The 14,737-nt window shown below is 69.2% G+C and carries 13 protein-coding genes; 3 read left to right on the top strand and 10 right to left on the bottom strand.

What is annotated here, in order from left to right; genetic code table 11:
- Positions 1-163: 163 nt before the first annotated feature.
- The 10 genes from ABZX37_RS40835 to ABZX37_RS40790 form a co-directional block, all read right to left on the bottom strand.
- The gene (locus tag ABZX37_RS40835) at positions 164-1,258 is read right to left on the bottom strand and encodes an acyl-CoA dehydrogenase family protein (RefSeq protein WP_354748990.1); all 1,095 of its coding nucleotides are present in this window, start codon (positions 1,256-1,258) and stop codon (positions 164-166) included.
- Positions 1,255-2,433 (bottom strand): acyl-CoA dehydrogenase family protein, encoded by a 1,179-nt coding sequence (locus ABZX37_RS40830; protein ID WP_354748988.1) that lies wholly within the window; start codon positions 2,431-2,433, stop codon positions 1,255-1,257. The genes ABZX37_RS40835 and ABZX37_RS40830 overlap by 4 nt, the downstream gene beginning before the upstream one ends.
- On the bottom strand, positions 2,430-3,653 hold the full coding sequence (locus tag ABZX37_RS40825; protein ID WP_354748986.1) for an acyl-CoA dehydrogenase family protein: 1,224 nt from the start codon (positions 3,651-3,653) through the stop codon (positions 2,430-2,432). Before ABZX37_RS40825 ends, ABZX37_RS40830 begins: the two co-directional genes overlap by 4 nt.
- Positions 3,653-4,678 carry a phosphotransferase family protein gene (locus ABZX37_RS40820; protein ID WP_354748984.1) on the bottom strand — a complete coding sequence of 342 codons (1,026 nt, stop codon included), beginning with the start codon at positions 4,676-4,678 and terminating at the stop codon, positions 3,653-3,655. The genes ABZX37_RS40825 and ABZX37_RS40820 overlap by 1 nt, the downstream gene beginning before the upstream one ends.
- Before the next feature lie 127 nt (positions 4,679-4,805).
- A complete protein-coding gene (locus ABZX37_RS40815) occupies positions 4,806-5,258 on the bottom strand; it encodes a MaoC family dehydratase (RefSeq protein WP_116203019.1) in 453 nt (150 codons plus the stop codon).
- Positions 5,259-5,263: 5 nt separating this feature from the next.
- The gene (gene fabG / locus ABZX37_RS40810; protein ID WP_354748992.1) at positions 5,264-6,025 is read right to left on the bottom strand and encodes a 3-oxoacyl-ACP reductase FabG; all 762 of its coding nucleotides are present in this window, start codon (positions 6,023-6,025) and stop codon (positions 5,264-5,266) included.
- A gap of 158 nt (positions 6,026-6,183) precedes the next feature.
- Positions 6,184-6,831 (bottom strand): DUF998 domain-containing protein, encoded by a 648-nt coding sequence (locus tag ABZX37_RS40805; RefSeq protein WP_354748982.1) that lies wholly within the window; start codon positions 6,829-6,831, stop codon positions 6,184-6,186.
- A 39-nt stretch (positions 6,832-6,870) separates the two neighbouring features.
- Complete coding sequence (locus ABZX37_RS40800) at positions 6,871-7,950, bottom strand: DnaJ domain-containing protein (protein ID WP_354748980.1); 1,080 nt, start codon at positions 7,948-7,950, stop codon at positions 6,871-6,873.
- 102 nt (positions 7,951-8,052) lie between these two features.
- Complete coding sequence (locus ABZX37_RS40795; RefSeq protein ID WP_354748978.1) at positions 8,053-8,592, bottom strand: GNAT family N-acetyltransferase; 540 nt, start codon at positions 8,590-8,592, stop codon at positions 8,053-8,055.
- Positions 8,592-9,134 carry a GNAT family N-acetyltransferase gene (locus ABZX37_RS40790; RefSeq protein WP_354748976.1) on the bottom strand — a complete coding sequence of 181 codons (543 nt, stop codon included), beginning with the start codon at positions 9,132-9,134 and terminating at the stop codon, positions 8,592-8,594. Before ABZX37_RS40790 ends, ABZX37_RS40795 begins: the two co-directional genes overlap by 1 nt.
- Before the next feature lie 310 nt (positions 9,135-9,444).
- On the opposite strand from ABZX37_RS40790, the gene ABZX37_RS40785 reads away from it, so the two are divergent.
- From ABZX37_RS40785 to ABZX37_RS40775, 3 genes are read left to right on the top strand one after another with little or no spacing between them, the layout of a single operon-like run.
- Entirely contained in the window at positions 9,445-10,881 is a 1,437-nt protein-coding gene (locus ABZX37_RS40785; protein ID WP_354748975.1) for an APC family permease, read from the top strand.
- Entirely contained in the window at positions 10,878-13,745 is a 2,868-nt protein-coding gene (locus ABZX37_RS40780; RefSeq protein WP_354748974.1) for a sugar-binding domain-containing protein, read from the top strand. The genes ABZX37_RS40785 and ABZX37_RS40780 overlap by 4 nt, the downstream gene beginning before the upstream one ends.
- Positions 13,742-14,632, top strand: a complete 891-nt coding sequence (locus ABZX37_RS40775; RefSeq protein WP_354748972.1) for an ROK family protein — start codon at positions 13,742-13,744, stop codon at positions 14,630-14,632. Before ABZX37_RS40780 ends, ABZX37_RS40775 begins: the two co-directional genes overlap by 4 nt.
- Positions 14,633-14,737 lie beyond the last annotated feature (105 nt).

Raw genomic sequence — 14,737 nt, 5'->3', positions numbered from 1 at the left:
TTACTACCCGGTGCTTTTTGGGGAACCCTGAGGGACTCTGATTCCCTCAGGGTTCCCCTCACGGACCTGGGCTTGGGCAGACGCGCCTCAACCGCACCCGTAGCGCCGCCTCAAGGTCCCGGCATGGGGAATCACAGCCAGGTTCTCCTCACGGCACGAAACCTCAGGCAGGCAGATCCACCAGATCAGCCAGCCGAGCCCGATGCCGCCCTGGCGTGCCGAAAGCGATCTGATCGCTCTTGGCCCGTTTGAGATAAAGATGCGCCGGATGCTCCCACGTCATCCCGATCCCGCCGTGCAGTTGGACAGCCTCCTCGGCCGCGTGCACCGCGATCGGCGACACCCGCGCCTGCGCGACCGCCACCGCGATCGGCACGTCGTTCCCGGTCGCCAGCGCATCCGCCGCGTACCGAGCCGTCGCGCGTGCGTTCACCAGTTCCGTGTACAGGTTCGCCAACCGGTGCTTCAGCGACTGAAAGCCCCCGACCGGACGGCCGAACTGGTACCGCCCCTTCAGGTAAGTCACAGTCTCGGTCAACGCCCACTCAGCGATCCCGGTCTGCTCCGAAGCCAGCAACCCAGCCGCGGTGGTCAACGCGGTCTCCAAAGCTTCCGCAGCGGCCGAACCAGTGCAAATCACCTGTGCCGCAGCGGAATCCAGCGTCACGTCGGCAACCCGGCGCGTCAGGTCCAGCGACACGGCCTCGGCCACGGTCGCCGCCGAAGCGTCCACGGCGTAAAGACCAGGGCCATCAGGACCGACGGCCGGAACGATCAGCAGATCCGCGACCGACGCATCGGCCACTGTGGACACTCGCCCGGTCAAGGTTCCGTCGAGAAAAGAAACCGTGGCGGGGAAAGCGGAACCCGGAGCAGTCGACAAAGGCACCGCCAGCGCGCCGATCATCGAGCCGGAAGCGAGCTGGGGGAGCAGCTCCGAGCCCGCGGCCAGCAGCGCGGCAGTCGCAAGCACGGCACTGCCCAGGTAAGGCACTGGCGCGACGCTCCGGCCCAGTTCCTCCATGACGACCGCGACCTCGCGCGTCGAAGCCCCGTGTCCGCCAAGGGATTCCGGCACCATGAGCCCGGCGGTCCCAAGGTCGGCGGCCAGGGTCTTCCACAGGGCGAGGTCGTACGGCGCGTCCGTCTCGACCCGCGCGAGCAGGGCGGCGGGCCCGGCGCGGTCGGTGAGGAGCGCCCGCACCGAGGACCGCAGGTCCTCTTCCACCTCCGAGTACAGCAGGTCCGGCGTGCTCATCGCGGCAGGTCCTTCCAGGCGACGTCCTTGTCCACCCGCGGCTCGGACGGCAGCCCCAGCACGCGTTCGGAGATGATGTTCCGCAGCACCTCCGAGGTACCGCCTTCGATCGAGTTCCCCTTGGCGCGCAAGTACCGGTACCCGGCGTCGCGGCCGAAGAAGTCGACCTGTTCCGGACGGCGCATCGTCCAGTCTTCGTAGCGCAGGCCCTCTTCGCCGAGCAGCTCCAGCTCCAGGCCGGACAGCTCCTGGTTCAGCTCGGCGAACGCCACCTTCATCGCCGAGCCCTCCGGACCGGGCGCGCCGACGGCGAGCTGCTGCCGCTGCCGTTCTCCGGCCAGCCGCAGCGATTCGGCTTCGACCCAGTGCTGCACGAGCCGGTCGCGCAGTTCCGGCGTCCGCAGTTCGGGACGGTCCCGCCAGGTCTTCGCGACGAGCCCGATCATGCCGCCCTCCCGCGGCATCGCGGTGCCGCCGATCGCGACGCGTTCGTTCATCAGTGTGGTCTGCGCGACCTTCCAGCCCTCGCCGACCGCGCCGATCCGCTGCGAGTCCGGAATCCGCACCTCGGTCAGAAAAACCTCGTTGAACTCCGCCTCGCCGGTGATCTGCCGCAGCGGCCGGACCTCGACGCCGGGCGCGGTCATGTCGCACAGGAAGTACGTCATGCCCTGGTGTTTCGGCACGTCCGGGTCGGTGCGGGTGACGAGGATGGCCCACTGCGCGAGATGCGCGCTGGACGTCCACACCTTCTGCCCGGTCACGACCCAGTCGTCGCCGTCGCGGACCGCGCGCGTGGCCAGCGCGGCGAGGTCGGAGCCGGCGCCCGGTTCGCTGAACAGCTGGCACCACACCTCCTCGCCGGTCCACAGTGGACGGAGGTAGCGCTTCTTCTGCTCCTCGGTGCCGAACGCGAGGATCGTCGGCGCGGCCATGCCGAGCCCGATCAGGATCCGGCGCGGGTTGTTGTCCGGTGCGCCAGCGGCGGCGAAAGCGGCCTCGACCTCGCCCTGCAGCGCACGAGGAGCTCCTTGTCCGCCAAGGCCTTCGGGGAAGTGCACCCAGGCGAGCCCGGCGTCGAAGCGAGCCCGCAGGAAGTCCAAAGCGGACAGTTCAGCAGGGTCGTGCGCGGCGAGGAAAGCGGCGACCTGCGCCCGCAGTTCCTCGGCGGTCACTTGCCCGCCTCCGTCCGGTACTTCTTCAGCTCACGCCGCGCCAGCGAACGCTTGTGCACCTCGTCCGGACCGTCGGCGAGCCGCAGCGTGCGCACCCCGGCCCAGATCTCCGCCAGCGGGAAGTCCTGCGAAACGCCGCCCGCGCCGTGCGCCTGGATCGCCTTGTCCAGGATCCATTCGACGGCCAGCGGAGTGGAGATCTTGATCGCCTGGATCTCCGTGTGCGCGCCCTGGTTGCCGACGGTGTCCATCAGCCACGCGGTCTTCAGCACCAGCAACCGCTGCTGCTCGATCCGCACGCGCGCCTCGGCGATCCAGTCCTGCACCACGCCCGAATCGGCGATCGGACGGCCGAAAGTCTCGCGCGACAGCGTGCGGCGGCACATCGCCTCCAGCGCCCGCTCCGCCATGCCGATCGCGCGCATGCAGTGGTGGATGCGGCCGGGGCCGAGGCGGGCCTGCGCGACGGCGAACCCGGAACCCTCGTCGGCGATCAGGTTTTCCGCGGGCACCCGCACGTCCTCGAACAGCACCTCGGCGTGCCCGCCGTGGTCGCCGTCGGTGTAGCCGAACACCTGCATGCCGCGCACGACGGTCAGGCCCGGAGTGTCGCGCGGGACCAGGATCATGCTCTGCTGCTTGTGCGCGGGCGCGTCCGGATCGGTCTTGCCCATGACGATGAAGATCTTGCAGTTCGGGTTCATCGCGCCGGTGATGTACCACTTGCGCCCGTTGATCACGTACTCGTCGCCCTCGCGGCGGATGCTCGTCGCGATGTTGCGCGCGTCCGACGACGCCACGTCGGGTTCGGTCATCGCGAACGCGGAGCGGATCTCCCCGGCCAGCAACGGTTCCAGCCACTGCTTCTTCTGCTGCTCGCTGCCGAACATGGTCAGCACTTCCATGTTCCCGGTGTCCGGCGCGGCGCAGTTCACCGCGGCGGGCGCGAGGTGCGGGCTGCGGCCGGTGATCTCGGCCAGCGGCGCGTACTGGAGGTTGGTCAGCCCCGCACCGTGATCTCCAGGAAGGAAGAAGTTCCACAGCCCGCGCTTGCGTGCTTCGGCCTTCAGCTCGTCGACGACCGGCGGCGGCGACCACGGGTCGGTGCGCGCGGCCAGCTGCTCGTGGAAGACAGCTTCGGCGGGGTAGACGTGCGAATCCATGAATTCGAGCAGCTGCCCGCGCAGTTCCTCGGTACGGGCGTCGAACGCGAAGTCCATCAGTTCTCCTTGGTGAGCGTCTTGCTGCCCTGCTCGATGAGGGGTGCGACGGCGGCGCCGATCTGGTCGAAGCCCTCGCCGACGGTTTTGCCTTGCTGGAAACGGAAGTAGATGCCCTCGAGGATCACCGCGAGCTTGAAGTACGCGAAGCTCACGTACCAGTTCAGCGCCGACAGATCGCGGCCGGAACGCTGCGCGTAGCGGGCGATCGTCTCGTCGGTGTCCGGGTAGCCCGGCGCGCTGCTGGCGTTGGAGACCATCGGCAGCGAGAGCTGGTCCCGCTGCGCGTAGGTGATCATCAGGCCGAGGTCGGTGAGCGGGTCGCCGAGCGTGGACATCTCCCAGTCCAGCACCGCGGTGATCCGGTCCTCGCCGTCGACGAGCACGTTGTCCAGCCGGTAGTCGCCGTGCACGATGGCGGGCGGGCCGGACGCCGGGATCGCCGCGGCGAGCTGGTCGTGCAGCCGGTCCGCGCCGGGCAGGTCGCGGCTGCGCGAACCGTCGAGCTGCTTCTTCCACCGGCGCAGCTGGCGTTCCAGAAAGCCTTCCGGACGGCCGAAATCGCCGAGCCCGACCGCTTCCGGATCGACCGCGTGCAGGTCGACGAGCGTGTCCACCAGCGAATCGGCGATCGCCCGCGTCCGCTGCGGGCCGAGCTGCTCCAGCTCGTCGGCGGTCCGGTACGGCGTGCCCTCGACGAACTCCATCACATAGAACTGCGCGCCGAGCACCTCCGCGTCTTCGCACAGCAGAACGGTTTCCGGCACTGGCACCGGAGTCCCGGCCAGCCCGCTCAGCACGCGGAACTCGCGCCGCATGTCGTGCGCGGTCGGCAGCACGTGCCCGAGCGGCGGACGGCGCACGACCCAGCGCTGAATGCCGTCTGTGACGAGATAGGTGAGGTTGGACCGCCCGCCCTGCACCACGTCCGCGGTGAGGGCGCCGGAGACGAGCCCGGGCCGCTCGCGGTCGAGATGGGCGCGCAGCCTCGCCAGATCGAGGCCGGGCGGGTCGGTTTCGGTCATCGGAAGGACTCCAGTTCGTGCGAGGTCGGCGATCGCCCCAATGCCACATTGGGTGCGTGAGACGCACCGAATGCCGCATTGGGTGCGTCAGATGCACCCAATGCCACATTGGGGCGCGGGCGGGCGGTCAAAGGATGAGCCGGGAAACCATCTCGGCGACGCAGGCGGGTTTGTCCTCGCCCTCGATTTCGACGGTCCAGCGCACGACGGCCTGCTTGCCGCCGGGCACGTCGGTCAGCTCGACCAGGTCGGCGGTCCCGCGCACCCGCGAGCCCACCTTCACCGGCTGCGGGAACCGCACCTTGTTGAGCCCGTAGTTGATGCCCATCTTCAGGCCGTCGACGCGGTAGATCTCCGGCAGGAACGCCGGGATCAGCGACAGCGTGAGGAACCCGTGCGCGATCGTCGTGCCGAACGGGCCCGCGGCGGCCTTCTCGGCGTCGAGGTGGATCCACTGGTGGTCGCCCGTGGCGTCGGCGAACAGCTGCACCTGCTCCTGGCTGACGGTGTGCCATTCGCTCGTGCCCAAGGGTTTGCCGACTGCTTCGGCGAGTTCGGCGACGTCGGAGAACACGCGCATCGCGATCAGTCCTTCGGTCCGCCGGCGACGTAAATGACCTGGCCGGACACGAATCCCGCGCCCTCGCTGACCAGGAACGACGCGACGTTCGCGATGTCCTCGGGCGTGCCGACGCGCTGCACCGGGATCTGCGACGCGGCCGCGGCCTTGAAGTCCTCGAAGCTCATGCCGACGCGCTCGGCGGTCGCCGCGGTCATGTCGGTGGCGATGAACCCGGGCGCGATCGCGTTGGCGGTGACGCCGAACTTGCCCAGTTCGATCGCCAGCGTCTTGGTGAAGCCCTGCATGCCCGCCTTGGCCGCGGCGTAGTTGACCTGCCCGCGGTTGCCCAGCGCGGAGGTGCTGGACAGGTTGACGATCCGGCCCCACTTCTCCTGCGTCTGGTACTTCTGCACCTCGCGGGTCATCAGGAACGAACCGCGCAGGTGCACGTTCAGCACCGAGTCCCAGTCCTGTTCGGTCATCTTGAACAGCAGGTTGTCGCGGGTGATGCCGGCGTTGTTGATCAGCACGGTCGGCGCGCCGAGCTCCTCGGCCACGCGGGTCACCGCGGCCTCGACCTGCCCGGCGTCGCTGACGTCCAGCGCGACGCCGACCGCCCGGCCGCCGTCGGCGACGATCGCCTCCGCCCCTTGCTTGACCCCGGCCTCGTCGAGGTCCAGCAGGCCGACGGCGAACCCGTCGGAAGCGAGGCGGCGGGCGACGGCGGCGCCGATGCCACGGCCGGCTCCGGTCACGATGGCCACACGGGAAGCGGTCACGGGGATCTCCTCATCGTCGGGGAAAGCCTGCTCGGCGCGTCCGGACAGGCTGGGGCACGCTCGGACTGCCTGCGCAGGATGCCACGGCGCGGCACCTGTCGCTGGCGGCTAAGCGTACGCTTATTACGCGGCGATCGCGAGCCCCTCGTCCGATCGGGGAGGAGTCAGCGGCGGCTTCGCGGCGGGGCGGCGAGCGCGGCCAGCGCGACGAGTTCAGTGAGGGCCATCCCGCGTTCGACGAGGCCCAGCGGGATCAGCAGCCACCAGCGTTGGTCAGTCAGCGCGGCGACCGCGACCGCGCCGAGGATCACCGCGAACCACGCGAGCGACGCCACGGCGAGTGCGCGGGCGAGGAACCGGCGGCGCGGCGAGTCCGGGAAGACCGTGCGCGCCGAGATGAGTACTGCGAGCGGAAGGCAGACGAAAGCGACGACGCTGGCGATCCGGTGCAGCGTGCCGCCTGCTCCGGAGGCTGCCGCGTTGGCCCAGTCGGTCTTCGGGAACGCGACGATCACCAGCAACCCGGCTGTCCAGAACGCTCCGAACACCGCGGCGAGGACCGGCAGGCGGCCTTGCAGACGCAGCACGGCGAACGCGACCGCCGAACCGGCCGCGACCAGTACGACAGCCAGGTCGAACACCCGTTTGTGGTCCGACAGCCCGTATTCGCTGATGGTCCGCCAGGTCGCGCTGATCTCGTCGGTCGGCGGCACCACCTGCAACAACAGCATCAGCACGGCGCCGAGCGCGAGCGCGCCGATGCCAGCCAGCGCGAGCAGGGCGGGACGGCGGTCGGCGGACACTGTTGTCATGTACTCAGAGTGACACGTGCCGGATATGTCCCCGGTGAGTCAGGCCGCCCTGCCGGACCCGGTGACCTGCGCGCGGACCGTGCGCAGCGCGTTGTGGTCCACAGTGGACGGTTCGGCGGACAGCCAGCCGCCGATCTCGTGCAGGAACTGCTCGGGCGTCATCGGCGGACCGGGTTCGCCGTCCGGTTCGGCGGTGGTGACCTCGCCGTCGCGGCTCGGGTAGACGATCATCGCGCCGCGCAGCGCGACGCCGGGCAGCAGTTCGCGGTAGCGGTCGAGGCTTTCTTCCAGCTGGGTGCCGCCGCCGCGGAACGGGCGCCCGTTGCGCAGCAGCCGTCCGTCCTCGGCGGTTTCGTAGTGCCCGGGCAGCCACAGCTTCGACTCGACCAGCACCAGGCGTTTTCCGCACAGCACCGCGTGGTCGACGTCGGCGAACACCGAACCGGGCCACGCGAGACCGTGGAAGATGCGCGCGCCGGGCAGCCGGGTCAGATACCGCTCCAGCAGGTCGGCGGTGAGCCGTTCGGCCAGCTCGTCGGCTTCGGCGCCCGGGGAGCCGAAAACCGCACTGCCGCCGAATTCCTCGGCGAACTCGTGCCGGGCGCGACGCGCGGACAGATAGCCGCGAGCGAGCCGGTGCACGAGCAGCGCGGTGCCCGCGGTCAGCGCGAGCCAGACGACCAGCACCGGCGGCGTGAAGTCGATCCCGGCGAGCAGCGGCAACAGCACCAGCACCGTGCCGGCGACCGCCGCGACGACCGGCGTATGCCCTGGCCCGCGCCGCCGCCCGTGCCGCATCCGCGGGTCGGCCGCGGCGAACGACCACCACTCCAGGCTTTCCGGGTCGATGTCCGGCGCTTCCGGGCGGTAGCCGGGCTGCTCGCCGAATCGCCGCCGGGGCCGGGGTTTGGGCACCGACGCGGCCGGGACGCCGGCGTCGTAACGAGCGCGTTCGTTGGGGTCGGCGAGGGTGTCGTAGGCCTCGCGCAAGAGCTGGAAGGTGCCGACCGTGCCGCCCGCGTCCGGGTGCAGCGTCTTGGCCAGCCGACGGTAGGCGGCCTTGATCTCCGTGGGGGACGCGGTTTTCCCCACGCCGAGTACCGCGTAGTAGTCGGGCACGGTTCGGGTTCCACCTCCGGACGGCTGCCCGCGCAACGATATGGGGTCGCCGGGGCGGGGTGCCAGCCGCCTCCGCGGCGCGCCGGAGTGAACGTGTTTCCGCTAGTTCCGGGCTAGCCACTCCTCGCGGCGGAGGGCGTACTCGACGGCGTGGCGGTCGTCGCCCGGTGCGAAGTAGTCGGGGTCGTCGGAGACGAAGTCGCGGATGTGCCGGAGTCCGATGGCGGCCATCGTCGCTTGGGAGGCTTTGTTGCCCACGGCCGTCCCGGCGAAGATGCGGTCGAGGCCGACGTCGCGGAATCCGTACCGGAGCAGTTCGAGCGAGCCTTCCTTGGCGAGCCCTTTGCGCCAATGCCTGCGGAGCAGCCGGTATCCCAACTCGGCCTCGTTCGGCGCGTCGGCGGGGCGCAGGGCCCAGTAGCCGGCGAAATCGGCATCGAGGAAACCTGCCCAGCAACCCAGGCCCGGCGCGGTGTCCGCGAGCAGTTTCCGAAGCGCTTCAGCCGACTGCTCCCGGGTCCGCACGCCGCCGAGGTAACGCATCACCTCCGGGTCGGCGGAGAGTTCGATCTCGTGCTCGAGATGTCCGGCGGACAACGGGACCAGCCGGAGGCGCTCGGTGTGCAGGATCGGCGGGGACATCAGGCGAAGTTCCGGGCCAGCCAGTCTTCGCGGCCGGCGGCGTACTCGACCGCGTGCAGGTCGGCGCCCGGTGCGAAGTGCTCGGGGTCGGCGACGAAGTCCCGCACGTGCCGGAGCCCGATAGAGGCCATCGTCGCTTGGGAGGCTTTGTTGCCCGCTGCCGTCCTGGCGTAGACGCGGTCGAGTCCTAGGCCGCGGAAACCGTGCCGCAGCATCTCGCCAGCACCCTCCTTGCCGAGTCCTTTGCGCCAAAACCCGGGAAGCATCCGGTATCCCAGCTCCGCCTCGTTCGGGGATTCGCCGGGGCGCAGGGACCAGAAACCGGCGAAAGCGCCGTCGACAAAACCGGCCCAGCAACCGAGGCCGCGACCGGCGTACGCGAGGGTTCGCCGAAGCTCGTCCGCTGACTGCTCCCGGGTCTGCACACCGGTCAGGTAGCGCATCACCTCCGGGTCGGCGGAGAGTTCGACCAGGTGCTCGAGATGTCCGGCGGACAACGGGGCCAGCCGGAGGCGCTCGGTCTGCAAGATCGGTTGGGACATCAGGCGAACGCTCCCGGCCAAATGGACGACGAGAAGCAGTCTGGCAGCCGGAAGGGCCGCCCGTCAGCCGGTTTTCCGCCCGTCCGCGCAGGTTGCCGCGCTGCGCTGGGGTGTGGTGACTCCCGGTCAGCGGCGCCATCCGGTCGGAACGCCCGTTCCCGCCGTTGCGCGATCCTCGCGGCGGGCCCGCGCCCCACCGTCCCCTTCTCCCACTCCCGCACCGGTTTCGGCAACTTTCCGGACGCAGCCCTTCCGCACCCCGTTCATCTTATGTTAAGAAGCTTTACTAACTATTGGATGGAGGCACGACGTGAGCTCACCCACCCGCCCGGGGGACTCCGCGACCCTTCCGGGGAACGGTCTCGAACGCCGGATCGGGCCGCTGCAGGCGACCGCGATCAACATGACGCAGATGTGCGGGATCGGCCCGTTCGTCACCATCCCCGCGATGGTCGCGACCATGGGCGGCCCGCAGGCGATGTTCGGCTGGATCATCGGCGCGATCATCGCGCTCGCCGACGGGCTGGTGTGGGCCGAGCTGGGCGCGGCGCTGCCCGGGGCCGGCGGCACCTACATCTACCTGCGCGAAGCGTTCCAGTACCGCTCCGGGCGGCTGATGCCGTTCCTTTTCGCCTGGAGCGCGGTGCTGTTCATCCCGCTCATCATGTCCACCGGCATCATCGGGCTGGTCCAGTACCTGGGCTATCTGGTGCCGGGCGTGACCGACGCGGGCGGCGTCACCCCGCTGGGCAAGGTCATCGGCATCGGCCTCGTCGTGCTGATCGTGCTCGCGCTGTTCCGCCGGATCGGCCAGATCAGCAAGCTCACCACGGCGCTGTTCCTGATCATGCTGTTCGCCGTTCTCGCGGTGATCATCGCGGCCTTCACGCACTTCGACGCGCACCAGGCGTTCGACTTCACCCCGGGGGCCTTCGGCTCGGGCGGCGCGTTCTGGTCCGGGCTGGGCGCGGGCCTGGTCATCGCCGTTTACGACTACCTCGGCTACAACACGAGCGCGTACCTCGGCGGCGAGGTCCGGAACCCGGGCCGCACGCTCCCGCGCTCGATCATCTTCTCCATTCTCGGCATCATGACGCTCTACTTCCTGCTGCAGGTCGGCGTTCTCGGCTCGCAGCCGCTGGAGTCGATCAAGAACGCGACGTCGGTGGCGTCGTCGGTGCTGGAGCAGGCGTGGGGTTCGGTGACCGCCAAGATCATCACCGTCTTCATCGTGATCGCCGCCGTCGGTTCGGTGTTCGCCGGCCTGCTCGGCGGGTCGCGGGTGCCGTTCGAAGCCGCGCGCGACAAGGTGTTCCTGCCGGTGTTCGGCAAACTGCACCCGAAGCTGAACCTCCCGACCGCGGGCGTGCTCGCGATGGGCGCGATCACCGCGATCGGTTCGCTGTTCACTTTGACTGACGTGATCAACGCGGCGGTCACCGTGCTGGTGATCATCCAGTCGCTCGCGCAGGTGGCGGCGATCGTCGTGCTGCGCCGCCGTCAGCCGCACCTCAAGCGGCCGTACCGGCAGGTGCTGTACCCGGTGCCGACGATCATCGCGTGCATCGGCTGGGTCTACGTGTACGTATCGGCCAGCTGGCTTTCGATCTGGCTGTCGATCGGCTGGATCGTTCTCGGGGTCATCGCCTTCCTGGTCTATGCCTCGAAGGAAAAGGTGTGGCCGTTCGGTCCCAAGGAAATCCGCGAGGCGTTCGCGGCCCAGCCGGTCTCGGGGGTGGAGTCGTGAAGAAACCGCTGATCGCGGGGATCGCCGCGCTGGTCCTCCTCCCCGGCATAGTCACGGCCACTGCTTCGGCGCAGCAACCGGAAGCGGCGGCATCCCGTCCGCAGGGCCCGTCGACGATCGGGCTCGGCGGCTGGCAGGTGCTGACGACCGCGCAGGTCAAGGACGACGGCACGGCGGTGTCGAAGCCCGGCTACCCGACGCACGGCTGGCTCAAGGTGAAGCCGGACGACGCGGGCGCGCCGGGCACCGAGATCAACGCGCTGGTGCAAAACGGCAAGTGCCCCAATGTTTTCTACTCCGACAACATGCGCAAATGCTTCGGCTATCAGACGAAGCGCGGACCGGTGGTCACGAAGCAGTTCATGGACCCGTGGTGGTTCCGCACCGATTTCGACCCCGGTTTCCGGCCGGGCAAGAACGCGAAGCTGACCGTCCCGGGTGTCGTCGGCGAGGGCGACGTGTGGGTGAACGGCACGCTCGTCGCGGGCAAGGACGTGGTGAGCGGCGCGTACGCGGGCCACACCTTCGACGTCACGAAGTTCCTGCGGCCGGGCAAGAACACGCTCGCGGTCAAGATGTACCCGAACGACCCGAATTCGATGTACACGCTCGACCAGGCCGACTGGGCGCAGATCGTGCCGGACAACAACACCGGCCTGCAGTACCCGCCCACGCTGCAGCTGTCGGACGCGCTGAGCGGCGACAACGCGCACGTCGTGCAGGACAACGCGGCGGATCTGTCGACGTCCTCGCTGACCGCGAAGGTCGACGTCACCAATGACGCGGGCTCGCCGCAGACCGGCGAGGTCGCCGCGACGGTGACGCCGCCGGGCCGCGGCGCGCCGATCGTGGTGAAGCAGAACGTCACGATTCCCGCGCACGCCAAGCAAACCGTGACGTTCACGCCCGCGAAGTTCCCACAGTTGAAGATCGTCAAGCCGCAAGTGTGGTGGCCGTACTCAATGGGTGCACAGCCGTTGTACACCTTGGGTACGACAGTTTCGCAGGGCGGCGTGGTGTCGACTTCGTCGTCGGACACGTTCGGGATCCGGACGGTGACGTCGAAGCTGATCGGCAAGTCCCCGGCACTGCCGGACGGCGCGCGGAAGTTCGCGGTCAACGGCCGCGACTTCGTGTTCCGCGGCGGCGGTTTCGCGCCGGACCTGTTCCTGCGCTACGACAAGGCCGACATCGCGCACCAGCTCGCGCTGATCAAGAACCTGGGCCTGTCCGGCGTCCGGCTCGAAGGCCACGACATGCCCGCGGACTTCTACGAGCAGGCCGACCGCGCCGGACTGCTGGTGCTCGGCGGATTCCTCTGCTGCGACGCCTGGCAGCCGGAGCATCCGGAGAAACTGACCGACCGCGACTACCGGATCATGCACGATTCCGCGTACTCGATCGCGCAGGCCGAACGCAGCCACCCCAGCGTGATCACCTACGGCTGGAGCGACAACGAGCCGATCCCGCGGCAGGAGACCGAGACGCTGAGCGCGTTCAAGGCAGCCGACTGGGACGTGCCGGTGATCGCGTCGGCGGAGTACAAGAGCACCAAGACGCTCGGCCCGTCAGGGGAGAAGGAAGGCCCTTACGACTGGGTCCCGCCGACCTATTGGTACGACTCGTCGACCTTCGACAAGACCGACCCGAGCCGCACGAACGCAGGCGGGGCCTGGGGTTTCGCGAGCGAGCAGAGCGCCGGGCACACCGTGCCGACGCTGGATTCGATCCGGCGGTTCCTGTCGCCGGAGGAGCAGGCGAAACTGTGGCAGGACCCGGCGTACAACCAGTACCACGCGAACTACGAATCCGGGCACGGCGGCTACAAGTTCGGCACGCTGTACACCTTGGACGAGTCGATCGCCCGCCGGTACGGGAAATGGGATTCGCTGGAGTCCTATGTGGAGTCCGCGCAGATCGCGAACTACGAGAACACCCGATCCCAGTTCGAGGCGTTCCTCGCGCACGCCAACGACAAGAAGAACCCGTCGACCGGCGTCGTGTACTGGCAGCTGAACAAGGGCTGGCCGACGCTGCTGTGGTCGCTGTACAACAACGACGGCGACCAGCCGGGCGCGTACTTCGGTGCGCAGAAGGCGAATAAGCCGCTGCACGCGCTGTACACCTACGACACCGGCGCCGTCGCGCTGTCCAACCTGGGTGCCGCGCGGCAGAACGGGATTTCCGTGCAGGCCAAGGTATACGACACCGCGGGCAAGGTGCTCGACGACCAGACCGCTCCGGCGGTTTCGCTGGACAGCCAAGGCGTCGCGACCGGCTTGCTGAAGCCGAAGGTCCCGGCTGAGACGAAGGCACCGGCGAAGGCGCAGGTGTACTTCGTGGAGCTGCAGGTGCGGCAAGCCGGGAAGGTTGTGGACCGGAACGTCTACTGGATGTCGACGCAGAAGGACGTCGTGGACTGGGCGAAGACGCTGCAGAACCCGCAGGCGACGATGAGCCAGTACGGCGATCTGACCGCACTTCGCGACCTGCCGAAGTCGCAGGTGAACGTGACTGCGTCGACGCGCCCCTCGCGTGGCCCGGACGGCACGGACACCGCGACGACGGTCACCGTCACCAATACGTCGAAGGCCTCCGCGGTCAGTTTCTTCCTGCGCGCGGACCTGCGCCGCTCTACCGACGGTTCCCAGCTGCCAGCTGCGACCTGGGACGACAACGACATCACGTTGTGGCCGGGCCAGTCGCAGACGCTGACCGTCCGCTACCGGGCCGCCGACCTCCACGGCGCCGGCCCGACCGTCAGCGTCGACGGGTTCAACACCGGCCGGGTCGTGGTGCCGGCCGGTCCGCACCGGGACAGCCAGGGCGCTGTCCCGCCGGTCATCGAGGGGACCCGCGAGTGACATCGGAAGACCTGATCCTGGGCATCGACTTCGGCGGCACGAAAGTGGCGCTGGGTCTGTCCGACCGGACCGGCACGCTGCGGGCGACCCGCCGCCTGGACACCGACGCCGAAGCGGGCGCCGAACAGGTGGTCGCCCGGGCGCTGGCCGCCGCTGTCGAGCTGGCTTCCGGTGCTCAGCCCGCCGCGATCGGCGTAGTGAGCCCGGGAATCGTGCTGCCGGACCGGATCCTGCTGGCCCCGAACGTGCCCGGCTGGGAAGAACTCCACCTGGCCGAACTGGTGTCAGCAGCCTTCCCCGGTGTGCCGGTCGCGGTTGGCACCGACGCGAAAGCCGCCGCCCTGGCCGAATGGACCTGGGGCACTCTGGCCGGCGCCGATCCCGCGGTATTCCTCTCGCTAGGCACCGGCATCGCCGCCGCGGTCCTGGTCGGCGGCCGCCTGCTGACCGGAGCCAACGGGGCGGCCGGGGAGATCGGGTACAACCTGCGCACCCCTCAAGACACTGACGGTTTCTCCGGCGGAGCGGCGCCGCTGGAGGAAGCCGTCGGAGGCCGGTGGCTGGGCACGCGGGCAACCGCGCTGCTCGGCCGCCCGGTCACGGCGGGGGAGTTGTTCGCCTTGGCGCGGGAGAACACGGAGGCCAAGGAGCTGGTCACTTCGGCTTTGGACGAGCTTTCGATGCACGTGGCCAACCTGGCGATCGCCTTCGATCCCTCGCGGATCGCCGTTGGTGGTGGGTTGGTTCGGTCGGCTGATGTGCTTTTGCCTGCCCTGAGGGAACGTTTGGCGGCCGCGGTGCCGTTCCCGCCGGAGTTGGTGCCTGCGCGGTTCGACCAGGACGCTGCGTTGCTGGGCGCGGTGGCGCTGGCGCTGCGCGCAGAGTGAAACTCCGTGACCGGCGGGGTTGTTGGGACGCTTCGCCGGTCACGGGTACCAAGTTTTGACGGGACCGCGGGCCCCGATCAGGCCGTCCGTGAGGGCCGCCCTGAG

Source organism: Amycolatopsis sp. NPDC004079, assembly GCF_040610415.1.
Taxonomy (GTDB): Bacteria; Actinomycetota; Actinomycetes; order Mycobacteriales; family Pseudonocardiaceae; genus Amycolatopsis; species Amycolatopsis halotolerans.
This window is presented reverse-complemented; position numbering and strand designations above follow the sequence as displayed.

Excerpts from the sequence above, each read along its gene's own strand:
- ABZX37_RS40835 (WP_354748990.1), bottom strand. The coding sequence starts at position 1,258 with ATGAGCACGCCGGACCTGCTGTACTCGGAGGTGGAAGAGGACCTGCGG.
- ABZX37_RS40825 (WP_354748986.1), bottom strand. The coding sequence starts at position 3,653 with ATGGACTTCGCGTTCGACGCCCGTACCGAGGAACTGCGCGGGCAGCTG.
- ABZX37_RS40820 (WP_354748984.1), bottom strand. The coding sequence starts at position 4,678 with ATGACCGAAACCGACCCGCCCGGCCTCGATCTGGCGAGGCTGCGCGCC.
- ABZX37_RS40815 (WP_116203019.1), bottom strand. The coding sequence starts at position 5,258 with ATGCGCGTGTTCTCCGACGTCGCCGAACTCGCCGAAGCAGTCGGCAAA.
- ABZX37_RS40805 (WP_354748982.1), bottom strand. The coding sequence starts at position 6,831 with ATGACAACAGTGTCCGCCGACCGCCGTCCCGCCCTGCTCGCGCTGGCT.
- ABZX37_RS40795 (WP_354748978.1), bottom strand. The coding sequence starts at position 8,592 with ATGTCCCCGCCGATCCTGCACACCGAGCGCCTCCGGCTGGTCCCGTTG.
- ABZX37_RS40790 (WP_354748976.1), bottom strand. The coding sequence starts at position 9,134 with ATGTCCCAACCGATCTTGCAGACCGAGCGCCTCCGGCTGGCCCCGTTG.